At 43.2% G+C, this 23,367-nt stretch carries 17 protein-coding genes; 16 read left to right on the forward strand and 1 reads right to left on the reverse strand.

Annotation, left to right across the window (positions count from 1 at the left end):
- The first annotated feature begins 7 nt into the window (after positions 1-7).
- The 12 genes from ruvB to IGI78_RS01755 all read left to right on the forward strand — a co-directional run bounded on the left by ruvB (position 8) and on the right by IGI78_RS01755 (position 14,649).
- A complete protein-coding gene (gene ruvB, locus IGI78_RS01700) occupies positions 8-1,009 on the forward strand; it encodes a Holliday junction branch migration DNA helicase RuvB (RefSeq protein ID WP_005227171.1) in 1,002 nt (333 codons plus the stop codon).
- 352 nt (positions 1,010-1,361) lie between these two features.
- On the forward strand, positions 1,362-2,273 hold the full coding sequence (locus IGI78_RS01705; RefSeq protein WP_005232388.1) for an ABC transporter permease: 912 nt from the start codon (positions 1,362-1,364) through the stop codon (positions 2,271-2,273).
- 11 nt (positions 2,274-2,284) lie between these two features.
- The gene (locus IGI78_RS01710; protein ID WP_005227173.1) at positions 2,285-3,166 is read left to right on the forward strand and encodes a carbohydrate ABC transporter permease; all 882 of its coding nucleotides are present in this window, start codon (positions 2,285-2,287) and stop codon (positions 3,164-3,166) included.
- A 14-nt stretch (positions 3,167-3,180) separates the two neighbouring features.
- The gene (locus tag IGI78_RS01715) at positions 3,181-4,782 is read left to right on the forward strand and encodes a sugar ABC transporter substrate-binding protein (RefSeq protein WP_195265430.1); all 1,602 of its coding nucleotides are present in this window, start codon (positions 3,181-3,183) and stop codon (positions 4,780-4,782) included.
- A gap of 273 nt (positions 4,783-5,055) precedes the next feature.
- Positions 5,056-5,199, forward strand: coding sequence for a hypothetical protein (locus tag IGI78_RS01720; RefSeq protein WP_195265427.1), 144 nt, complete (start codon positions 5,056-5,058; stop codon positions 5,197-5,199).
- A gap of 13 nt (positions 5,200-5,212) precedes the next feature.
- A complete protein-coding gene (locus IGI78_RS01725) occupies positions 5,213-5,815 on the forward strand; it encodes a DUF624 domain-containing protein (protein WP_195265425.1) in 603 nt (200 codons plus the stop codon).
- Positions 5,808-6,722 carry an acetylxylan esterase gene (locus tag IGI78_RS01730; protein ID WP_195265423.1) on the forward strand — a complete coding sequence of 305 codons (915 nt, stop codon included), beginning with the start codon at positions 5,808-5,810 and terminating at the stop codon, positions 6,720-6,722. Before IGI78_RS01725 ends, IGI78_RS01730 begins: the two co-directional genes overlap by 8 nt.
- Entirely contained in the window at positions 6,719-7,498 is a 780-nt protein-coding gene (locus IGI78_RS01735) for an endonuclease/exonuclease/phosphatase family protein (protein ID WP_430618235.1), read from the forward strand. Before IGI78_RS01730 ends, IGI78_RS01735 begins: the two co-directional genes overlap by 4 nt.
- Positions 7,499-7,504: 6 nt before the next feature.
- Positions 7,505-9,655 carry a glycoside hydrolase family 3 N-terminal domain-containing protein gene (locus IGI78_RS01740; protein WP_140965131.1) on the forward strand — a complete coding sequence of 717 codons (2,151 nt, stop codon included), beginning with the start codon at positions 7,505-7,507 and terminating at the stop codon, positions 9,653-9,655.
- A 15-nt stretch (positions 9,656-9,670) separates the two neighbouring features.
- Entirely contained in the window at positions 9,671-12,961 is a 3,291-nt protein-coding gene (locus IGI78_RS01745) for a GH36-type glycosyl hydrolase domain-containing protein (protein WP_195265421.1), read from the forward strand.
- A 13-nt stretch (positions 12,962-12,974) separates the two neighbouring features.
- Positions 12,975-13,934: a LacI family DNA-binding transcriptional regulator gene (locus IGI78_RS01750; RefSeq protein ID WP_096742134.1), complete on the forward strand. Its 960-nt coding sequence runs from the start codon at positions 12,975-12,977 to the stop codon at positions 13,932-13,934.
- Between the two features lie 457 nt (positions 13,935-14,391).
- A complete protein-coding gene (locus IGI78_RS01755) occupies positions 14,392-14,649 on the forward strand; it encodes a hypothetical protein (protein ID WP_008376271.1) in 258 nt (85 codons plus the stop codon).
- Positions 14,650-14,673: 24 nt separating this feature from the next.
- Here IGI78_RS01755 and IGI78_RS01760 read toward each other — a convergent pair whose 3' ends face one another.
- On the reverse strand, positions 14,674-15,567 hold the full coding sequence (locus IGI78_RS01760; RefSeq protein WP_086372553.1) for a hypothetical protein: 894 nt from the start codon (positions 15,565-15,567) through the stop codon (positions 14,674-14,676).
- Between the two features lie 465 nt (positions 15,568-16,032).
- Here IGI78_RS01760 and IGI78_RS01765 point away from each other — a divergent pair, with 465 nt between their 5' ends.
- The 4 genes from IGI78_RS01765 to IGI78_RS01780 all read left to right on the forward strand — a co-directional run bounded on the left by IGI78_RS01765 (position 16,033) and on the right by IGI78_RS01780 (position 23,352).
- Entirely contained in the window at positions 16,033-16,422 is a 390-nt protein-coding gene (locus IGI78_RS01765; protein ID WP_060792400.1) for a hypothetical protein, read from the forward strand.
- Positions 16,423-17,445: 1,023 nt separating this feature from the next.
- Positions 17,446-22,314: a hypothetical protein gene (locus IGI78_RS01770; protein WP_288362191.1), complete on the forward strand. Its 4,869-nt coding sequence runs from the start codon at positions 17,446-17,448 to the stop codon at positions 22,312-22,314.
- 14 nt (positions 22,315-22,328) lie between these two features.
- A complete protein-coding gene (locus IGI78_RS01775; protein WP_077453992.1) occupies positions 22,329-22,697 on the forward strand; it encodes an LPXTG cell wall anchor domain-containing protein in 369 nt (122 codons plus the stop codon).
- Positions 22,630-23,352, forward strand: coding sequence for a WxL domain-containing protein (locus tag IGI78_RS01780; protein ID WP_081118260.1), 723 nt, complete (start codon positions 22,630-22,632; stop codon positions 23,350-23,352). Before IGI78_RS01775 ends, IGI78_RS01780 begins: the two co-directional genes overlap by 68 nt.
- The last annotated feature ends 15 nt before the right edge of the window (positions 23,353-23,367 follow it).

Here is a 23,367-nt window from a genome sequence, read left to right on the forward strand (position 1 = left end):
GTAGACGATGGATGAACGAATTGTTTCGCCAGAAAGCACTGAACAAGAAGAGATCATCGAAAAATCCTTGCGTCCGCAAACCCTTGCCCAATATATCGGACAAGACAAAGTCAAGCAGGAGCTTTCGATTTATATCCAAGCGGCGAAAAATCGAGAAGAAGCGTTGGATCATGTCCTCCTATATGGTCCGCCAGGCTTAGGGAAAACAACGATGGCAATGGTGATCGCCAACGAGATGCAGGTCCAAATCAAGACGACCAGCGGTCCTGCGATCGAAAAACCAGGGGATTTGATTGCGATCTTGAATGAGCTGCAGCCGGGGGATGTTCTGTTTATCGATGAGATCCATCGCTTGCCTCGTGTCGCCGAAGAAATGCTTTATTCGGCAATGGAAGATTTTTATGTGGACATCATGGTGGGGCAAGGGACAACGGCTCACCCAGTTCATTTTCCGCTCCCGCCATTTACCTTAGTCGGCGCAACGACGCGGGCGGGGATGCTCTCGGCGCCACTACGGGATCGCTTCGGGATCATTTCTCATATGCAATATTATGAAGACCATGATTTAAAAGAGATCGTGCAGCGGACTGCGTCGATCTTTGAAACGGATATCGTGGAAGAAGGGGCGATCGAAATCGCCCGCCGGTCCCGAGGCACCCCGCGGATCGCCAACCGGTTGCTTAAACGAGTTCGCGATTATGCGCAAGTGCAAGCAGATGGCTTGATCGATCGCACCGTTGCTGACCAGGCATTGGCGCTTTTGGCAGTCGATCATGCTGGCTTGGATTATATCGATCAGAAATTGATCCGCACGATGATCGAATTGTACCAAGGCGGCCCGGTGGGATTAAGTACGATCGCTGTCAATATCGGGGAAGAAACCGAAACAGTGGAAGATATGTACGAACCGTTTTTGATCCAAAAAGGATTTTTGAAACGCACCTCGCGTGGGCGGATCGCAACGCCGTTAGCCTATGACCATTTTGGTTATCCGCAAAGAAGTGAATAGAACGAAGCAGCAATCAGCGATGGTTGCTGCTTTTTTGTGTTTTTGGTGAAACGTTTCTTTTTGTTTTTTAATGATTTCTGTGAATTAATCGATGTTGAAAAAATACAATATTTGTGAAATTTGATTAAAAGGAAATGTTTGTAAAAATGATTTCTTCTGAAAAAGCTGATATGAAAGCTTTTTTATTTGTGAGGAACCCAACGAAATTTGTGAAAAAAGAAAAGCTGAAAAAAATAATTGGAAAGGCTTGCATTTTCGATTGGCAGCGGATATAATCTTTTTGTAGAAACGTTTCACCAAAGTGTGGAGATATACGTAGTGTTGCGAGGATAGAAAGAAGGAGATTTTGTGTATGAGTAAACTGCAAAAGTTTTATAGTCAACGGCAGCTTCACTGGATGGTTTTTCCCGGCGTGGCATTTATGATCGTATTTAATTATATTCCGATCTACGGAATTATAATCGCTTTCAAAAACTATACGGTGATTGACACGATTTCATCAGCACCATGGGTCGGGTTAGAGAATTTCCGTATCATTATGAATGACAGTTTTTTCTGGGAAGCGGTTAGAAATACGTTAGCCATCAGCTTATTGAAATTAGGTTTAGGTTTTGCGATCCCGATTGTGTTAGCCATTATGATTTTTGAAATGCAAGATGGCCGCTTGAAGAAATTTATTCAAACGGTTTCATACATTCCCCATTTTTTCTCATGGATCGTGCTAGGTGGGATGATGATTTCTTGGCTGTCAACGAACGGCTTTATCAACCAAGTGCTGATGTCTGTAGGATTGATGGACAAAGGGGTCAATCATCTATTGGATCCAAGCAAATATTGGTGGATCGCGGTCCTTTCTGATCTATGGAAAGAAGTCGGCTGGGGAACGATCCTTTACTTGGCAGGGATGTCGCGGATCGATCCAACGTTTTATGAAGCCGCACGAATCGATGGTGCCAGCAAGCTAAGACAAATTCGTTCGATCACATTGCCTTTACTGACACCGATCATCTCCTTAAACTTGATTCTGAATGTGAGCGGTATCTTAGGGTCAAACCTAGATCAAACATTAGTTTTGATGAATTCACAGAACCAAAACCGTTCAGAAGTCATCAACTCCTTTGTTTATAAAATGGGGTTGACGCAAGGTGATTTCTCTTATGCAACTGCTGTCGGCTTGGGGATCGCGGTCATTTCCGTCATCTTATTGGTGATCACGGATCGAGTGACCCGCAAGTTGAACAACGGCAATTCAGTTATCTTATAGGAGGAAAAAACATGATCAAAAGAAAAGCAAAAGAAAACACATGGTTTTACTTCTTCAATACCGTGATCTTGATTTTATTCTCATTGATGATCATCGTACCGATTTGGAATATCTTGGTTTCCTCCGTGTCTTCTAGTTCTGGATTAGCGGGCAACGGCCTCGTGTTATGGCCAAAAGGCTTTACCTGGGAAAACTATCGGAAAGTTTTTTCCGATGCAAGTATCCCTCGTGCCTTCTTGATCTCAGTGTTAAAAACGGTTCTTGGGGCTGCGACCCATACCTTGTTTTGTGCGATCGTGGCTTACGGATTGAGTAAATCACGCTTGGTTGGCCGCAACATCTATACAACGATGGGGGTCATCACCATGTACTTCAGTGGTGGGATGATTCCAACGTACTTGCTGATTCGCTCGCTAGGATTACTGGATTCTTTCTGGGTCTACATTATTCCAGCTTTGTTCAGCTATTATGATGTCGTGATTTTAATGAACTTTTTCCGTGAGATTCCGCCTTCACTCGAAGAATCGGCGAAGATAGACGGTGCAAGTGAATTCCAAATCTTCTATAAAATCTTCTTACCATTAACGAAACCGGCATTGGCAACCATCATCTTGTTCAACGGGGTTGGCCAATGGAATGATTTTATGACGACAAAACTGTATATCACAAAAGAGTATCTCTATCCGCTGCAAATGAAGATTTATGAAATCATCGTCCAATCCAACTTGAGTACGATGACTGAAAGCGGTAGTACTGACTTTATCGTCCAAGCAACGACCCGTGGGGTTCAGTTGGCTACGATCGTCATCACGACAGTGCCAATTTTAATTATATATCCATTGCTTCAAAAACACTTTATCGGCGGTATGATGGCCGGTGCAGTAAAAGAATAGAAAGAGGGATAGACATGAAAAAAGTAGTAGGCGGTTTATTGGCAGCATCAGCATTACTCAGCTTAGCAGCATGTGGCGGCAGCTCAGACAATGCTAGCAGTTCGGATTTTTCTATCAAAGATCGGTATGAGTTAGATGAAAAGACACCAGCATGGAAACTCGATACCAAAGAAGAACCAACCAAGATCACATGGTACATCAATTCAGACTGGACGGCTTTGCCATTTGGTGAAGATGTGACGACAGCCCAAATCAAAAAAGATTTGAACATTGATATTGAATTTATTTCAGGGGATGATTCGAAATTAAATGCCTTGATTTCAAGTGGTGATATGCCTGATATCGTGACGTTGATGGATAAAACCAGTCAAGCAGCCACAAAAGCTGATAGCTGGGCATACTCATTAAACGATTTAGCGGAACAATACGATCCGTATTTGATGAATGTCGTGACCGAAGATACCTTCAAATGGTTTGCTTTAGATGATGGCAAAACTTATGGCTATCCGAACTATTCCAACACTGCAGCGGACTACGAAAGCGGCAATATTCCCGTCAATGACAACTTTGTGATCCGTGAAGATGTCTATGAAGCATTAGGCAAACCAGATGTTTCGACTCCAGAAAACTATGTGAAAGTCATGAAAGAAATCAGCGAGAAATTCCCTGATTTGACACCAATGGGCTTCACAACGATCGGCGAAACAGCAGGACCATTCTTAGATAAATTGCAAGATTTCTTAGGTGTTCCATTAGAAGATGAAAATGGTGCTTTCTACGACCGTAACTTAGATGAAGAATATATCTCATGGTTGAAAACCTTCAATCAAGTGTATCGTGACGGCAACATCAGTGATGACAGCTTTACTGATGACGGCCCAACCTATGATGAAAAAGTAAAACAAGGGGACTATGCAACGATCTTAGTCGCAGGAACGAGCGGACAAGGTGGGAACTTCACTGAATTCATGAAAAACTCTGACACACGCTACATCGCAATCGATGGCCCTGCCAGCACGTCTGGTCGTGAAGCAACCTTGAACCAAACAGGAATCTCTGGCTGGTTGATCAACTACATCACAAAAGATGCGGCGGATCCAGCAAAAGTAACCCAACTCTTCACGTACTTGATCGATGAACCAGGACAAATTTTGACAAAATTCGGTGTTGAAGGCGTGACGTATGAATACAACGATGAAGGCAAAATCGATTACTTGCCAGAAATCAAAGAAATGGAACAAACCGACAACGAAGGCTACAACAAAAAATATGGTATCAGCCGTTTCAACTACTTTAACAATGACCGTGTCAATGCACTGAAAGTCAAAACCGAAAATGCGTTGACTCAAATGCAAGAATGGGGTGAAGGCAAATTGTATCCACACTTTGTGATCGAAAATACGGATCCAGATGCCGGAACTGCTGAAGCACGTTCAAACACAGCCATCAAAACCAAAATCAACAGCACGATCATCTCATTGATCCGTTCAAAAGATGAAGGAACATTTGACAGCACACTAACCGACTTTGAAAGCTTCTTAGATTCAAACAACTGGGATGCAATCAAAGACATTAAAACTGAAAAAATGGCCGAAAACCGCGAACGACTAAAATAACCCCCATAGGAGAGGAAAGGAAGCCAAAAAAAAGACCTTTCCTCTCCTTTGCTTTGAAACACAGGTTTTGCGCGCACTTTGCGCAAAATCTGATGTTTCAAAGTACTAGGCGACCGCAGGGAGCGTAGTGACCGTACAAAGAATCACTGCGATTGGCTCACGTAGTGAGACATGCAAGCTGCACTTAGTGTATTTTGCTTAGTGCAACTGTAGGCGAAGCGAAAGCGGAGATGAGCAGATGATGAAAAGTACTAGGCGACCGCAGGGAGCGTAATGTCCATACAAAGAATCACTGCGATTGGCACACTGAGTGAGACCTACAACCCAGAAAACTGTACGTTGAGAAACGACCCAAAATCACAAGAAGGCAAGAAACAAGTTTACGCAGCACTCACAGCACAAATCAGCAAGTTTTGATTGGAGGATCATAATGAATCGACTATTTTCTTATGAAGGATGGTACTATCGGGTCTTTGCTTTTCTAGCAGATATGATCATTGTTAGTTTTCTCTTTATGATTCCAGCAATGACGCTGATTCTCGCAGGACCAGCATTGATCGCGCTGTATCAGACGATCGATCAATTGTACAAGGAACGGGATGTCCCGATTTGGCAACGATACAAGCAAGCATTCTTAAGCAACCTCAAACGTGGGCTCTTCTTAGAAGGTCTTGTTATTGCGTATGTCGCAGTCTTTGCCGGCTTGATCTATTCCTTGATGATGATTACACCTTACTTTGGCGTTTTAGCTGTGATCTTCGTCAGCTTGGCTGCGCTGTATCTTGTCGTGTTCGTCCTCTTGTACAGCTTGTTTACGCAATCATTGCAAGAAACAGCGAAAGAAACCGCGTATGCAGTTCTTAGCAGTACGGCGAATGCGATCATTTTACTGGTGATCCCAATCATTGTTTTTGTATTGTGCAGCAAAGTGAACCTATTCTTATTTGTTTGTTTAGGGATCTCAGGCTCAGCCTTTGTCCAAGTGTTGTTTTTCAATAAAGTATTAGCGAAGGGGGAAGAGACAAATGACTGAATCCACAGTGACCGATCGATCCTGTTTTTGGGCTTCGGTCCAACAAGAACTTGACGCCCTTCCGCTAGCCTTTGAAAGAACCAAACAAGCACCTTTGCTGAAAGGGATCGATTGTTTTACGATTTCTTTTCAAAGCCTTGGTAATGAAACGATCTATGGGCATCTGCTGCTGCCAGAACAAGCGGCAGATTGTCCAATCGTGATTGATTTTTTAGGCTATATGAATCATGTGCAAGAACCGTTCCAATTCGCTCATTGGTTATTGATCGGCTGTGGCTGTCTTGTCATCGACAATCGCGGACAAGGGGGACGCACGCAAGATCAAGTTCCTTATGAAACCACGCAGCATGAAGCACCTTTTGGACGCGGCATCTTGAAAAAAGAAGATTTTTATATGAAGCGATTGGTCGCAGATAGTCTGCGCACACTAGAAGTCCTTCAACAGATACCGGAAATCGATCCGCAGCGCATTATTTTAAGAGGCGGCTCACAAGGAGGCGGCATCGCCTTATTGGTCAACGCACTAACGAACGTCCCGATTTTTGCGACGTTTGCCGATGTGCCAAGCCACTCCAATCTTGTCCATCGGATCGAACAGAAAACAGGAAGTTACCAGGTGATCCAAGAGTATATCGAACAATTTCCAGAAACGCGGGAAACGATCTATCAAGTCATGAGTTATTTTGATTTGAAGTATTTTGCTCATCGAATAACTGGTCCTGTTTATACATCGGTCGGCAGTGCTGATCCGATCTGTCCCATGGAAGATTTCTTCGTTTCCTATAAAAAGATTCCTGGACCGAAAGAATTGCGTATTTACTTAAATAAAGGGCATGGCGGCGGCGAAGCGAAACAAATCCGTCGTGAAATGCAGCAAATCACAAAATTACTCAAAGGAAATGAATGAAGATGAAAGTAGCAACCTACAATCTACGAGTCGATACCGACTATGACCAAGAATGGCAATGGCACTATCGATCGGAGGCGGTCTGCTCCTTGATCGATTACTACGACTGGGATGTTCTGGCGATCCAAGAAGCCCGACCTAGTCAATTTGCAGATTTAGCAAAGCTAGCGCAGTATGCTTCCGTCACGGCTGAACGAGATGGTGATGGCTTAGGCGAAGGCATCGGACTGTATTATCAAAAAGAGACTTTCGAGTTATTAGCTTCAGGTTCGTTTTGGTTGTCATTGACACCGACTGAACCAAGTATTCATCCAGAAGCTGCGTATTCACGCTTATGTGTTTGGGCAGTCTTGCAGGAAAAAAAGAATCCGCCGTTTCTTGTCATCACGACCCATTTAGATAATATTTCAGAAATGGCTCGTTTTGAAGGGATGAAAGTGATCTTTGAGCAACTGGCAGATCAGATCGAACGTTATCCAGTATTACTAATGGGCGACTTGAATGCGGGGCCAACGGAGCGGGTGCATCGGTATTTAGAGCAGCATTTTCAAAATGCCAAAGAACATGGGCAAAAGCCGCATCACGGACCCAAAGGCTCCTATCAAAATTTTATTTATACGTTACCATGGCAAGAATTAGAAGAAATTGATTATATCTATACGAAAGGCTTCACGGTGGTCAAAACCGCCTGTCTAACGGATTCTTGTGATCGTCGTTTTCCCTCCGATCATTTCCCTTTAGAAGCAGAAGTCCAATTTGAAGAAAGCAAAGGATGAATAAAAATGGAACAGCAGAAATTAACCGAACTACTTTCAGAAATGACCTTAGATGAAAAAATCGATCAGTTGCTGCAACTGGCAGCGGCTTTTTATTCAGATAAAGCAGAAGAGAAAACCGGCCCAATGGGCGACTTAGGACTGACACAAGAGAACATCAACAATGCGGGAACAACGCTAGGTGTTTCTGGTGCGAAAGAAGCGATCCGCGTCCAAAAAGAGTATATCGCCAATAACCGCTTGAATATCCCGACGATATTGATGGCGGATATCATTCACGGCTTTCGGACGATTTTCCCGATTCCATTAGGATTAGGCAGTTCATGGGATTTGGCAGCAGCGGAGAAGATGGCGGAAGTATCTGCCAAAGAAGCAGCTGTTTCTGGCTTGCATGTGACCTTTTCACCGATGGTGGACTTAGTAAGAGACCCACGATGGGGCCGTGTCATGGAATCGACAGGGGAAGATCCTTACTTGAACAGTCGCTTCGCTGAAGCCTTTGTCAAAGGCTATCAAGGGGATGATCTGCGAACGGATTTCAACCGCGTGGCTGCGTGCGTCAAACATTTTGCGGCTTACGGTGCGGCTATCGGCGGTCGCGATTACAACACGGTCAATATGTCAGAGCGCCAACTGCGAGAAAGTTATTTGCCAGGCTATAAAGCAGCCCTTGATGCCGGTGCCAAACTGGTGATGACTTCCTTCAATACGGTAGACGGCATTCCAGCAACGGCCAATCGCTGGCTCTTCCGCGATGTTTTGCGAGAAGAATTCGGATTTGAAGGCGTTGTGATCTCTGACTGGGCTGCAATCAAAGAAGTGATCGCTCATGGCGCAGCGGAGGATGAAAAACATGCAGCTGAATTAGCCATCAAAGCTGGGGTCGATATCGAGATGATGACGACTTGCTACACCGATAACTTGAAAGAGCTGATCGCAGAAGGCACCGTTGAGGAAGCCTTAGTCGATGAAGCGGTGCTAAGAATCTTGACCTTAAAAAATGAGCTGGGGCTATTTGAAAATCCATACCGCGGCGCTGATGAAGCCGCTGAAGCAGCCACTGTTTTGTCTCAAGAACACCGAGAGATCGCCAGCGATATCGCAAAGAAATCAATGGTATTGTTGAAAAATGAAGGTGTCTTGCCGTTGCAGAAAACCGAAAAAGTGGCGATCGTGGGCCCAGGTGCTCACTCCCGTGATCTATTAGGGGCTTGGTCTTGGCAAGGGAAACAAGAAGAAGTAGTGACTTTAGTGGAGGGTGCTCAAGCCTTGGGTGCGGATCTGTTGATCGGTCAAGAGCCCTTTGATTATTTTGCACCGTCTGAAGCGGCGATCCAAGAAGCGATCGAATTAGTGAAGGCAGCGGATAAAGTGGTCTTAGCGCTAGGAGAGCAGGAATGGATGAGCGGCGAAGCTGCCAGTCGCAGCGACATTCGCTTGCCGCAAGCCCAATTGTCCTTGGTTGAAACCTTGAAAGAATACAACGAGCAATTGATCGTAACTCTTTATAACGGTCGTCCTCTTGATTTGCAAGGGGTTGATGCAGCCAAAGCGATCGTCGAGGCTTGGTTCCCTGGAACCGAAGGCGGAAACGCACTTGCTCAGATCCTGTGGGGAGAATACAATCCAAGCGGTCGCTTGAGTATGTCATTCCCAGAAACCGTTGGACAAGTTCCTGTGTATTACAACGTTGACAATACCGGTCGTCCTTATGAAAGTGCACCGGATGAAAAATATGTCTCAAAATATTTGGATGTCTCCAATTATGCCAAATATCCCTTTGGCTTCGGCTTGAGTTATAGCCCAGTTGCGTATTCTGCGGTGACGTTGGATCAGCCGACCATGACCAAAGATCAAACGGTCACAGCTTCCATCACGGTTACGAACCAAGGAACGGCAGCGGTCTGGGAAACGGTCCAATGCTACATTCGCGATTTAGTCGGTGAAGTGGTTCGCCCAGTGAAAGAACTGAAAGGCTTTAAGAAAATTTGGCTAGAGGCTGGCGAATCAGCAACCGTTCAATTTGAGATCACGGAAGAACTGCTGCGCTATGTTCACAGCAACCAACAAGCAAGCAGTGATCCAGGGAAATTCCACATCATGATTGGTGGGAACAGCCGAGACACCCAACAAACAACCCTGCAATTAGTTAGGTAAGATAGGAAGGTTTCTATGACGAAAAAAATAGTGATGAATAATGAAAATACGACCGTGACGTTTTTACCAAACGGTGATTTATATGAGATCCAAAGTCACGGTGTGATGATCAATCAGTTGAACGGAAATGCGCTAGATGGCAGTTTAAATCAAATCTATCTACGATTGCGTGAAGCGGGGGGATTGTCCTTTATTCCCTTGATCGGTTCAAATGCCGACAGCGCCTTTGTCTACTCAGACAAACAGCTGACCTGGACTGGGACGTACCAGTCAATCAATTACCAAGTTGATTTCCAATTAGCCCAAGATTGCTGGTTCTGGCGGGTTCAATTGAGTGGTTCTGGGGAAGCGGAACTGGTTTACGGACAAGATCTTGGTAATGCAGCCAAAGGGGCTGTTCAATCCAATGAAGCCTATGTTTCGCAATATATCGACCATCATGTTAGCCATGATAAGGATCACATCGTGCTTTCTTCGCGTCAAAATCAACCACAAAATGGTCAATTTCCACTGGTGGAACAAGGCAGCTTCCAAGCCTTAAAAGGCTTCTCGACGGATGGCTATCAATTTTTTGGTCGCAGCTATAAAGCAACGAATCAACCAGCTGCACTTAGCCAAGAAACATTAGCCAATGAAGTATATCAATACGAATTTGCTTATACGGCGCTGCAAACGCAATGGTTGTCGGTAAGTGAGACACCGACGGAAATCGTTTTTTACGCAGCGGTCAAAGCCAATCAAGCGACGGCAGTCAATGAACCGCAGTTTGCACTTGAACCGTTGAAAGAAACGTATCAAGCCTTGTCCTTCGACTCGTTGCAAGCAACGGCGCAGCCACGAAAAAACTTTGGTCAACCGCTCACAGGGCTGACATTTACCTCAGAAGAAATCAACGAGCGATTTCCTCAGCAAGAAGCAGTGGAAATCGTTGACGAACAGCTGTATTCCTTTTTTACCCCTGACTATCATCATGTCGTGTTGAAGGAAAAGGAAGCACAGATGGAACGCTCCCATGGACATATTTTGATGAGCGGACAAGATCTGATCGTCGATCAACCCATTTTGAGCACGACCGTTTACATGACGGGGATGTTTAACTCCCAAATCGTATTAGGCAATACGAACATGAACAAATTGTTGAGCAATAGCCGCAACTCATTGAATCTTTTCAAACGTTCCGGTCAGCGGATCTATTTGAAAGACGGCGATCAATGGCGGATTTTAACGATGCCATCTGCCTTTGAAATGGGCTTGAATTCGGCGACGTGGTACTACAAAACAGCCGATGATGTCATTCAAGTAACGACCTTCACGAAAGCAAATGGACGCACGATTGCAACGACCATCACTAGTGAACAAGGTCGTGCCTACACCTGGGCCATCACTAATCAATTTGTGATGGGGATCGATGAAGCTGCACCGACTGCTACCATTTCGCAAGATCAACAATTGCTCACCATCAAAGGAACAGCGGATTCACCGATTGCGGAAACTTATCCAGAATTGACGTATTATCTCCATGCGGCTCAACCTTTTGAACTGACCGATGAAACGATTTTCAATGTGGCAGCCGACGATAGCACGACCGTATTGACCTTTGCAGAACAGGCGACGGTTTCCTTCGTGATCCAAGGCACACTGACTGGTGAACCCTTTGTTTCCGAAACGTTAGATCGCCAGCAAGAAGACACTGCCTATACGGCCTTTGTCGATGATTTGTTGAATCACTTTGAATTGAAACATTCGCAGGCAGACGTTGCATCCTTCAATCACTTGGCACGTTGGTACACCCACAATATGCTTGTTCATTACTTGTCTCCTCATGGTCTTGAACAGTACGGTGGTGCTGCTTGGGGGACTCGAGACGTTTCCCAAGGACCGACTGAGTATTTCTTAGCACTTAATCGTCCTGAGATGGTGGCGTCCATCATCGAGCATTTGTTTGAAAATCAATTTGCAGATGACGGCAACTGGCCACAATGGTTTATGTTTGATCGCTATGAGAAACAAAAAGCCGATGAGAGCCACGGAGATGTGATCGTCTGGCCAATGAAAGTCGTTAGTGACTATCTCGAAAAAACTAAAGATTTCGCGATTTTGGAAAAAGAACTGCCTTATACGGATCGCGCAACCTTCTTGAAAACCAAGACCAAAGCTTCGTTGTTTGATCATTTGAAAAAAGAAGTGGCGTATATCGAAGCGAACTTCTTGGAAGGAACGTACCTGTCTTGTTATGGTGATGGCGATTGGGATGACACCTTGCAGCCAAATAACAGTAAGTTGAAGAAACAAATGGCCAGCAGCTGGACCGTTGCCTTGACCTATGAAGTATTGAAAAAATTAGCCAGCCAGTTGCAGTCAGTTGACCCCGAGTATGCCAAACATTTAACAGAACTGTCTGCGGGCATCAAACACGACTTTGAAAAATACATGTTAGCTGATGGTACTTTGCCAGGATTTGTCTATATGGAAGATAGCGAGCACGTGGAACTGATGGTCCATCCGACTGACAAGAAAACTGGTATCCAATACCGCTTGCTGCCGATGCAGCAAAGCATGATCGGTGAGCTGTTATCTCCCGAACAAGCCGATCATCATGTGGCGATCATCAAGGAGCATTTGCAATTTCCAGATGGGGTGCGCTTGATGAATCGTCCAGCGACTTATGCGGGTGGTGTCAGCACCAATTTCAAGCGAGCAGAACAAGCAGCCAACTTTGGACGAGAAATCGGTTTGCAGTACGTTCACGCCCACATTCGCTTTACCGAAGCGATGGCGAAATTAGGTCGCGAAGAAGAGACTTGGCAAGCGCTTGGGGTCATCAATCCGATCCAGATCGCTCAGCGGGTTGAAAACGCGGAGATCCGTCAAGCAAATGCGTATTTCAGCAGTTCTGATGGCGATTTCAAAACAAGGGTTGAAGCCCAAGAAAATTTTGGTAAACTTAAGGAGGCAGCAGTCGGCGTCAAAGGCGGCTGGCGCATCTATTCTAGTGGACCGGGGATCTATATGAATCAGTTGATCAGCAATGTGTTAGGCATTCGTACCTTTGTTGATCATGTTGAACTTGATCCTGTCTTGCCAGCGGAGTTAGCAGGATTGACTCTGACATATCGACTCTTTGATCGGCCAGTCGAAATCGTCTATCATTCGGCAAGTACGCCGAAAGTATTGATCAACGGGGAAGAAATATCCACTGAGTTTGCGGAAAATCGCTACCGTCAAGGTGCGTTTGTCCTGAAGAAAGCAGCGCTTTGCGCCAAACTAAACGAAAACCACACCAATACGATCGATATTTATCGTTAAGAAAGGAGAAGCCATGGTAGGAATCAAAGATATTGCCCAAAAAGCGGGTGTCTCCATATCCACCGTTTCGTATGCATTGAATGGCAGTCCAAAAGTGACCGAGGAAACCCGCGCGCGGATTCAAGCGATCGCAAACGAATTGAACTATGTTCCGAACATGGCTGCTCGCACACTGAAACGCAGACAAACCAACATCATCGGTGTTTATCTCGCCGATTATGCTGGAAGTTTTTATGGGGAATTGCTAGATGGCATCAAGAAAGGGCTGGAACTTTTCGGCTATGAAATGATCGTCTGCAGCGGCAAGAAGTCACACTTGTTTATTCCTGAGCGGATGGTGGACGGTGCCATCATTTTGGATTGGACGTTTCCAGCAAAGGAAATCGAGCAATACGCCCAACGAGGGCATCAAATCGTCGTGTTAGACCGTGTCTTGTCTCATGAAAACATCCATCAAGTCTTGTTGGACAATAAAGGAGGGGCTGCGCTGGCGATCGATCGCTTGATCGCTGGACAAAGCCAAAAAGTGTTTCTCTTAGCAGGGCCAGAAAAAGGCTACGACAGTCGGGAGCGGCTAGACGCTAGTACGAAAGAATTGACGCGCTTTGGTATTCCTTATGAAGTGATTCCTGGTGACTTCACGGAACCTTCTGGCTATCGCGCAGCAAAACAGCTCTTAGCAAATGATCCTCAGTTTCCCATTGATATCTTTGCCTTCAATGATGAAATGGCAATCGGAGTCTACAAATATGTTCGTGAGACCGACTTTCGCATCGGGAAAGAAATTCGCATTATCGGGTTTGATAACACGGAGCTAGGCGCTTTTGTGCAGCCGCGCTTAGCGACGATCTCCTATTCGAAACATCGATGGGGCATGGTGGCAGCTGAGAAAATCGTACAATCGATCCAAGGGGAACCAGTGGCGGATGAGCATATTTATACCACTTTTGTGGATGGTGGATCATTTATTTAATCGATCCAATAAAGGAAAAATAGTTGAAAAAGGAATGGTGAAATGGGGAGGATTTTATCTTACAGAACATACCAAAGCAATTGATAGAGAAAGAACTATTGAAAGAAGTAAACCAATTCAAAAGTTCTAGATGGATGTTAATGAGATCGCCGAAACTTTAAATCGGGTAACACTCAAGAACAAATCAGTAGCTATCTAAATTGAAGCGCATGATCGAGATGGGAATTACTTTCCTGATATAGTTGGCCATATTTAGGGGGCATGATGAACTAGAAATATATGTTGGTGGTAATAAGGTTGGCTATGATAAAATTAGGAATATTAAAATAGCTAACATAACCAAGTGGTCGGACAAAAGTAACCTCTTATAAAAAGTACTCACAAATTATTAAATTATATTAGCGATAATTATTTAAAGCTAGCTTTCTGATATAATAGTTTGTAAAGGAGTGCTAAGATGATTAACTTTTTAAAAGGTTTAAAAATAAGAATCCTATATATATATTCAATGATTTCGCTACTTATAGGTGTCTATTTAAGTGTAAATTGGATTCCTGTAAGCGTTGAAGGACTAAGCAAATCCCAAAAACAGGAGCTTTTAAGAGAAGGATCAATCAACTGGGAACTTGGTGTAGTTTTTAAGGTATTAGCCCTGATACTTTTCTTGGGTGCACTAGTAAAATCCATTATATATATCTTAAACAAAAAGAGATAAGCGTAAAGCTCATCTCTTTTTATACTATCTAGAAACTTCGTGGATCACTTCGATTTTATAAGGAATGATAAATCCTGCTCTTTGCATTGCGTAACAATAATTGTTTCCAAATCCCACCTCGAAGTTGCCATCATAACCATTTAGCTCCCATTTGAAATCAAATATATCCGTAACCTTTACTTGAGTCCAATAATTTCCATTGGCTTGTTTCTTATAAGTTACTGTGTAACTAACTCCACGTAATGCTGTGTGAAGTTGGCCGCTTAGAAATGTATAACTTCCTGAGAAAGAACCAGATTTTTTACCTGTAGAAAATGCTTCTTTTTTAAGTCTAGAATAATAAGCGGTCATTAACTCCTCGCCGTCTACAGTCTTTGCCCAGCTATCGTTTTTATTAACATATGTCGAAGGTTTCCATGTTGGATTCCAATAGTAATTCTCAGCAGAAATAATGGCGTGCTTCATATAAGCAGCAGTCTGATTGTGACCTTTTTTCTTAACCATTGATATACCTTTATTGTATGCAGCAATTGCAGCCGCATAAACTGGATTTGCAGGAGTTACCGATGATCTAGCACCTATCTTAGACTTTGGTTCAACATAAAAAGGATCAACTGATTCGGCAACGTCCGCTTTATACTCTTCCAACAATGCATCTTGTTCGGCATCATAGGAATTTAAAACTGTTAAACTCTCATTTAAAGATGCGTTGAACTCTTCAGCGCTATCAGAATCTTCAAACATTCTAATTACACCATCAATATAATCTCTATTGGACTCTTCATTGGATATTGCCTCATTAATTAATGATTGATTAGTTTCATCTATCTCAAAACCATTCTCATCTGCATAACCATTTATTTGACCAAAACTTAAAACTGATATACCAAACACTACACTAATTAAAAACTTCTTCATTGTTTTAATCTCCTTTTTAATTATTATTTTACTAACAAATTTAATATACCATACTATAATATATAAAAAACATTTTAAGTTATATTTATATCCTGACAATTTTGTAATATGTAGGAAAGGATGTAAAATTGAACAAAATTGAATACAATAATATGCAAGTAAATCTTCGTTCTTTGCGGCACAAACTTGATTTTCAATGCATAATATTCGTTATTCTGTATTATTAAAAAAGGAACATAATAGGGTATTTATGAAAAAAGTATAAAAATATTAGGGTTTATCTTGTTGGTTATAATTGGATTTGTAGGGGGCTATTTTCTATCTGTAGATCCAGCTAAAGACTTCTATGGTGATTGGTATGGTGCTGCTAACGAGGGGAATGAGAGTTTTCTTTTAGAATAGACAAAGAAAAAAATAATCGATTATGGAAATGATGATTATAATTCACCTGGTTTTCCTTACACAGTGAAAAAGTCTGGAAATGGATTTTATATTGAAGTGTCTGATGATGAGCTAAAAAATATTTTTCCCGAATTAATAAACTTTAAGTATAAAAACAATATGACATTTTTCCTGAATGATGATGAAGAATCAATTGAGTACTTTGTGGCTATAGATGGTTTTTTGAATAATGTAAAACTACATAAAACATCCTTTGAAGATTCGTATAACAAAACCGAAGAGTCAACCTCACAAAGTCTAATAGCAAGTGAAACAGAAACTTCTTACAGTTCTTTGCTTAATGAAACTCATTCATCAGAAACGACATCATCAATTGATTCTCCAAAAGTATCAGATCTAAGTGAAAAAATTGATTCATTTATTGCGAATTATACGTCAATTCCACCAGATTAGATTATGGAAAAGGAACTTGATGGAATTACAATAAGAGCAACAAACTTTACTGCAACAAATGAAGCCGAGGCATCATCTATTCAGTATCATTTGCTAATGGAGAGGCAACATCTTGCAACGATGTATACGCACAAGTCATTGGAGAATAATAGCTATTTTCAATAGAGGCTAATATGCAAAAAGATAAATCTGAGCAGGATGAAACTCATTCTAGCTCAGATTTTTTTGAATATTACTTTCCTTGTTTTGTATTCATATTTGTAGAATCATTCATACCACTTATCGTCCTCTTAGTTTGTTTATTTTGTCGTGATTTAATCATATTAGAGAACGATATGTTTTTTAATACCGAAAATAAAAATGAGGCTGAAGAATCAATTTTGACTCATCAGTCCCATAAATTATAGAGCCTTTCTTGCGGCTTTCTTTTATGGGCTTTTGTCACAGTCTCTTTTTTGCGTTATTTCAAAAATAACTTTACTTATTTTATCAAAATCAGTGATTTATAAAAAAAATAATAATTTTTATTTTGTTATTTTATATGTACTGATTTTTTTAAATAACGTTTTTTATTCATTTTTGATTATAACATTATCATTATCTACAGAGAGAAGATGGGAAGCGTTCTTTTAACTTATCATTTTTGGGAGATAGAAAAGCTTTTTTCTTCACGGGATTTTGTCAAATATTTTATCTTTTTATTTATTTTTCTCATCTTAATTTAATTGTTGGTGTTGATTTATCCCTCGTTTTTTGTATTATTTATGAAGGAGAAAAGCAGTTTTTTGAAAAGAATCGATGATTCATCCTGATAATTTGCGATTTTTTCAATCGATGAGTAACAGATAGCTGTAAGATGTGGAAGTTACTAAAATTGGAATTATGAAAAAACAATTATAATCATAATTTTGAACGGGAGAAAAAAAGAATTACAATTCTCTTCCTTCAAATCGCTAAACTAAGAGTTGTAACACATGGCGTGCACTGCGCGATACGTTAATTTTTTAAGATAGGAGGGATAAAGTGAAACGGTTTTTAACATCTTTACTTGTTTTTCTACTAACATCAGGTCCGTGTTTTTCATATGCAATGGTAGTGGCACAAGCCGAAAGTGTTACAAAAACAAGTGAAGAACAAAGTACGTCTTCTGCTGACTCTGTCGTTTCATCGATTGACAGTCTGGAAGAGACGAACGGAACGGAAATGCAAGCATCTAGCGAACCTGCTTCGACAGATTCTACAGAAGCAACTGCGAAGACATCTTCGTCAGAGACCGAAGAGTCATCTGAAGCCGTAGAAGAAGTACAATTGACTTTTTTGACAGATACTGAGCATGTATTTGCTACTGGGGAAACCAGCATTCAGGTCAGCAAAAACAAAGGGGAAGCAATAGAAAAAAGTGAACTACCAGTTTTTGAGGATGATACTGATTTTGAAGGATGGGCGTTAGACGGGACAGTTTACACGAGCCAAGCGTTGACAGAATTGATTTTCACGGAGAATCAAACTTTGACAGCTGTTTTTAAACCGACTGTTAAGGCAAGAGCGGCGAACATTTCGTTGGCGGAGCAATCAATCAAAGAGATCATTGCGGAAGCCGATAAAACGAGAGTGATCGCTGTACCAAGTCCAGCTGGAGATGGTTTAGCATATGCGGAATATACCAATAGTGCTGAAGGGATTCGTCAAGCGTTGTTCGATATGTATCAAAACGGCAATGGCCAAGAATTTGCTTTGTATGTTGGTTCGGGTGGATCGTTATCACTGCCGGCGAATCTGACTTCAAAGACGATTCCAGCCACAGTCGATAATACAAATATGACTTTTTATGCGCTGCAAGGAAAAATCAGCCGTTTGATCATCACAGGTCATGGCGATGATCCCATCACAGATGCAACAACGTTGACTTCAGGTAGTCGAACAGTCGCACTTGGCACGGACATCTACTTTGGTTCTGATGTAGTGATTCGAAACCTCAACTATACGGGTACGAGGATGTACATGAATGGGCATAGTCTTTCATTAAACGGTGGTTCCACCGGCAATGGCCTTGCGATTTATGGGGGAAGCAACAATGGCGACCTTACTGGAAACCCGACGATCACGCTAAATGCGACAGGTTCAGGAACTTGGAACATCTATGGTGGGAATCAAAGCGGTGGTACGTTGACCGGGAATACAGAGATTGTCGTAAATAATACGGTGGGTGGCATCAGTACGATTGCAGGAGGTGCCAACATCGGTACGATTGATGGGAACACGAAGGTTACGATCAATCGTTTAAATGGCACATTGGGAAGTTATTATGGCGGTGGTCTTGGAACAAATGCTTCCAATACAGCCAATGTGACAGGCAATGTTGAAACGACGATTCAAACGACTAATGCAAGCTTCCGTTTAAGTGCTTTTGCTGGTGGTGTTCAATACGGCAATATCGGTGGCACCATCCGTAGTACGATTTCTGGTGCTGGCGGTTGGTCAGGCACAGCCAATCGTTTCATAGGCGGTTCATTTTATGGCAACATCGGCTCTGACCGTTCTAAGGATGCCATCGTGACCAACCTTGATGCCAGCAGTTATTCCACTGGACGTAGTGAATTTGAAGGTGGCAATCGGAATACTGGTACCATCATAGGAAACATCGTTAACACCGTGAAAGCAGGGCCGAGTGCCAGCGTCGGGGGAATTGGTGATTTTAACGGCGGTGGAGGAAACAATGTCAGTACCTTGTCTCAAAGTTCAATGGGGGCTTCGAATACGACGACGTATGACAACTATACTCCGGAACAACGAGCAGCACTGGCAGAAGCAGCGGCAAGTTTTAAAGTTTATGGCGATATCACTTCTCATCTAGTCAGTGGTTCCTTTTCAAACGGTGCGATTTATTCGACGGCAGCTGGTCGAGGCGGCTATATTGAAGGAAACACAACGATTGAAGTTGGCACGATCACTTCGGATGGTAGTCCTGGTGGAGATGGGATTGCTTATACAGGCACCAGACCAACGAATCTAGATTACTCAACGACCAATAAAACAAGAGGAAACGCCTCTGGATGGGATATCGTTGGTGGCGGTGGTTATCCAGGAACAGCATGGGATATCTATATTAAAGGAAATACCAAAACGATCTTGAATAACACGGTTGCTCGCTGGACCTACGGTGGTTCCTTCTCAGGTGTCATTGAGGGAAATTCTTCCAATACTTTAAACTCTGGGATCGTCGATACGCTAGAAGGAACAGGGTATACTGGACGCCGCGTTTATGGAGATGGACGAACGACCGTAAATAATGGGCAAGTAGACTGGTTTTTATCTGGTGGCGGCTGGGATGACTTATTAGTGACCGGCAATGTCGCAGTAACGGTTTATGATGGGGTGATCAATGCCTCACTCGGTGCCTCTTATGGTGTCGCATCTTCCCACACCATTAACGGAAACTCAGATAATCGAGTGTTTGGCGGAAACTTCTCAGGTACTCCGCGTACAGGGTCTAATGGTTTTTCAGGCGGTGTTACGAATAATGGACGGTTATTAGGAAATGCCAGTTTGACATTGGATTTGAGAAATTACGATGGTGAGTTTGCCCTTCCTTCTGGAACGAACATCTCAGGCGGTAATCCGTTTAACAGTACGAATATCGTTGGGACCGACAGCTCCAATACGATTACATTGAACATATATACAAAACCGGGATCAGATGCGCTGAATGGGGCAACGATCTATGGTGATGGTGGACGGACTGCTAGCAATACGAGAAGCGGTAAAATTTATATGAATATCCAAGCGGAAGGATCAAGTATCGGGAATTTATACACCACGTACTATTCCAATATTTCTTCCAGTCAAATTTTAAGAGATGTCGAGATGCGGGTTCAAGGAGCCAAAAGTATCAATGGGATTTCAGGCGGAAATGCGTCAGACAACTTTACGAACACGATCGTAGCCAACAGCAGCAATCAAGTGAAGATGAGCTTTGGTGAAAATGTCGATGGGACAGCTTCTTATCAAACTGATCCGATCGCTGTGACGGGTCTGGGGATCGTCAACTTTACCGAATTGAACGTGACAAACGGCATCAAGCTAATGGCCAATGGGGGAGACATCAAAAATGGCCGTTCAGCTACTGCTGCCAATCACGCAACGACCTATCATCAGTTCGGTGATATCCATCTTTCTAAAAATGCCGGTATCGGTATTTCTTCCGCAACGAATTTGATTTCAGGCGCGAAGTTAACGGTGGAAGACGAAGGGACGATCGAATCGCCGCCGGGAACGGGGCGAATCAATCTCTCAGATTTCGCAACACCAGATACGGATAAAGATCACTTAACGTGGCTGAAAACGACGACCAATGATGCAGGTTCTCGAGTCAATAGTCAAGGAACGTGGTTTGGTGCGGTTAGTGCTTACCAAGTGTTGACCATAAATCCAACTGCTGCTAATGCGGCAGCGATCACCCCAATCAATTTCAGTGGGATCGAAAAAGCGACTGGGAAAACCTTCATTGGGGACAACGATGTGACCAATGCAGCCAACGGGTACGGTATTGCGATACCAGGGTCGATCATTAACTACGAAGTTGAAACACCGGGAGTCGCGAACGGGATCGGGGCTATTAGTCACAATGTAACAGCAGTCAAAGAGAACAATACACCGCTGACCTTGCAAGCCTGGGGGACGGAGCAAGCAGGGACACAAGTGCAAAAAGGGCGTTTATTGATTCCTTATACGGTCACAGAATTGCCAACATTGACGTTTACACCAGAAACCCAAACGTCCGGTTCATGGTTATATGCCGGTCAAATCAAATCCAGCAAGCTAGATAGCACGGATCAGCAGTTGACGGAACAACCAGATTCAGAACCAGTTGATTGGACGAGTCCTGATGGGGAATATAGTTACGATATCAGCGTACGCTACTCAAATAAGGCGGAAGTTCAAGCCCGCAATGTGATCCTTACAGAACAAGAGGCACAATCGCTGACCAAAGAACAAGCCGTGACATATCTCGAAGCCAGCGGGCGTCCTTTCTTTAAGGACACGCTGACAGAAGAGGTCTTAGCTGCAATTCAAGAACCGTTAGAAACAGCGGTCTATCGCAAACAAGCGATCACTTTCTCGGTAGGTGAAAACGATCAGAATCAGGCAGAAACCACCGTTAATTTGGTGGTGGTCAAAAATGAGAGTGTCATTTCTGACGACCGGCAATTTGCCGTCTATGCAAAAGATGTCCGTTTGACCTTACCGGAAGCAACGGCGCTGACCGATGAAGCAGCTCTGGCAGACTATACCCAAGCAACCACGATTTTTGCAGATAATCGCGAAAATGTACCACCGACTGTCGATCCGCAAGCTTTTACCGCGATCCAACAAGCAACGGAAGATGAGTTGTTGAAAAATGTGTCAACGGCTTACCATTATGAAGCAGGCAGTCAACGGGCAGAAAAAGTCGTCAACGTCGCAGTTGCCGGCGAGCTTGTTTTAAGCAGTGTGCCGACAGCCTTTGATTTTGGGCAGCAAAAAGTTGCCACAGAAACACAAGATTATTGGCCAACGATCACAGGAGAACTAGCGGTGAAAGATACCAGAGGATCCGAACGAAGTCCATGGCGCTTGACGGTCAAAGAGCAACAGCCATTAACGGATGGAACAGATCAATTAACCGATGTCTTCCGCTTTGTGAAAAACGGTCAAGAACAGATGATAACTAGTGGGGAAATGATCATCGAGGAAACGGAATTGACAGAAAATGGCACTTACGTCGTGAATCAGCACTGGGGCGAAAGTGAAAATGAAGGCATCAAACTTACTGTTCCAGTCGAACAGCAAAAAGTTGGGGACTATCAAGGAACCTTGAGCTGGCAGCTGGTTTCGGCACCTGGCAACCCATAAAGGCAGGAAAACAAATGAAAAAAATCATGATCGGTGTTATTACTGGCTATCTATTATTGTTCCCTCAACTCGTTTCAGCAGCTGAAGCAGGTGCCTATGACAGCAATGGTGTCACTTCCTTTTTCGGCGTCTATGAAGAACCCGTTGAGGAGCCAGAAGAGCCCATAAAAGAACAGCCAGGGAATAAACAAGTTAATCAAAAAGGCAACAATATTTTGCCAGCAACAGGGTCAGATCACTTTAATCGCTATCAAAGCAGTGGTCTTGTCGTTTTGTTGGCAGTAGGAATCATTTTAATCAAAAGGAGAACAAAAAATGAAAAAACTTTTCTTGACGGCAGGCATTCTATTGATGAGCACTGCTCTGTTACCAACAACCGTTAATGCCGCTGAATACACCTCAAATGGAGCAATCACTTTTGAAGCGGACCCGAATCCAACCAATCCAGTTGATCCGACCGATCCAGAAAAACCAGTGGATCCCGTCGATCCAACCGATCCCGATGGACCAAACCCTGGAACAGCTGGACCATTATCGATTGATTTTGCTTCAAGTTTTCAATTTGGCAACCAACTGATCACTTCTGAAACAAAAGATTATTACGCACAGCTACAAGAGTTCACAGCTGGCGCTGCTGGACCAAACTATGTGCAAGTAACTGATAAACGAGGAACACAAGAAGGTTGGTCATTGAGCGTTGTGCAAAATGGACAATTCAAAACGGCTGATGACGAAGAACTGGTAGGCGCTTCATTATCGATCGCCTCTGGCGCTACAACTTCGGTTACCGATATGCAATACGCACCAACGGTTACGACAAGTCATACCTTTGTACCAGATAGTGAAGTCACATTGGTCAACGCACCTGTTGGAAAAGGAATGGGTACTTGGATCTACAAGTTTGGGACCGATGCAACGGAAGGAGCAACGGCAGTAAAATTAAACGTGCCAGGTAGTTCTGTAAAATTAGCCAAAGAGTATCGGACGACATTGACTTGGAATTTAAAGAATGTCCCAGATAATATCGGTAGTAATTAAGAAACGATCTTTAAA

Origin of the sequence: Enterococcus sp. DIV1767 (assembly GCF_050542585.1) — a bacterium.
GTDB lineage: Bacteria > Bacillota > Bacilli > Lactobacillales > Enterococcaceae > Enterococcus_D > Enterococcus_D innesii.

Bases quoted from the DNA above. Each gene is read 5' to 3' on its own strand.
- ruvB (WP_005227171.1), top strand. From the start codon at position 8: ATGGATGAACGAATTGTTTCGCCAGAAAGCACTGAACAAGAAGAGATC.
- IGI78_RS01705 (WP_005232388.1), top strand. From the start codon at position 1,362: ATGAGTAAACTGCAAAAGTTTTATAGTCAACGGCAGCTTCACTGGATG.
- IGI78_RS01710 (WP_005227173.1), top strand. From the start codon at position 2,285: ATGATCAAAAGAAAAGCAAAAGAAAACACATGGTTTTACTTCTTCAAT.
- IGI78_RS01715 (WP_195265430.1), top strand. From the start codon at position 3,181: ATGAAAAAAGTAGTAGGCGGTTTATTGGCAGCATCAGCATTACTCAGC.
- IGI78_RS01720 (WP_195265427.1), top strand. From the start codon at position 5,056: ATGTCCATACAAAGAATCACTGCGATTGGCACACTGAGTGAGACCTAC.
- IGI78_RS01725 (WP_195265425.1), top strand. From the start codon at position 5,213: ATGAATCGACTATTTTCTTATGAAGGATGGTACTATCGGGTCTTTGCT.
- IGI78_RS01730 (WP_195265423.1), top strand. From the start codon at position 5,808: ATGACTGAATCCACAGTGACCGATCGATCCTGTTTTTGGGCTTCGGTC.
- IGI78_RS01735 (WP_430618235.1), top strand. From the start codon at position 6,719: ATGAAGATGAAAGTAGCAACCTACAATCTACGAGTCGATACCGACTAT.
- IGI78_RS01740 (WP_140965131.1), top strand. From the start codon at position 7,505: ATGGAACAGCAGAAATTAACCGAACTACTTTCAGAAATGACCTTAGAT.
- IGI78_RS01745 (WP_195265421.1), top strand. From the start codon at position 9,671: ATGACGAAAAAAATAGTGATGAATAATGAAAATACGACCGTGACGTTT.
- IGI78_RS01750 (WP_096742134.1), top strand. From the start codon at position 12,975: ATGGTAGGAATCAAAGATATTGCCCAAAAAGCGGGTGTCTCCATATCC.
- IGI78_RS01755 (WP_008376271.1), top strand. From the start codon at position 14,392: ATGATTAACTTTTTAAAAGGTTTAAAAATAAGAATCCTATATATATAT.
- IGI78_RS01760 (WP_086372553.1), bottom strand. From the start codon at position 15,567: ATGAAGAAGTTTTTAATTAGTGTAGTGTTTGGTATATCAGTTTTAAGT.
- IGI78_RS01775 (WP_077453992.1), top strand. From the start codon at position 22,329: ATGAAAAAAATCATGATCGGTGTTATTACTGGCTATCTATTATTGTTC.
- IGI78_RS01780 (WP_081118260.1), top strand. From the start codon at position 22,630: ATGAAAAAACTTTTCTTGACGGCAGGCATTCTATTGATGAGCACTGCT.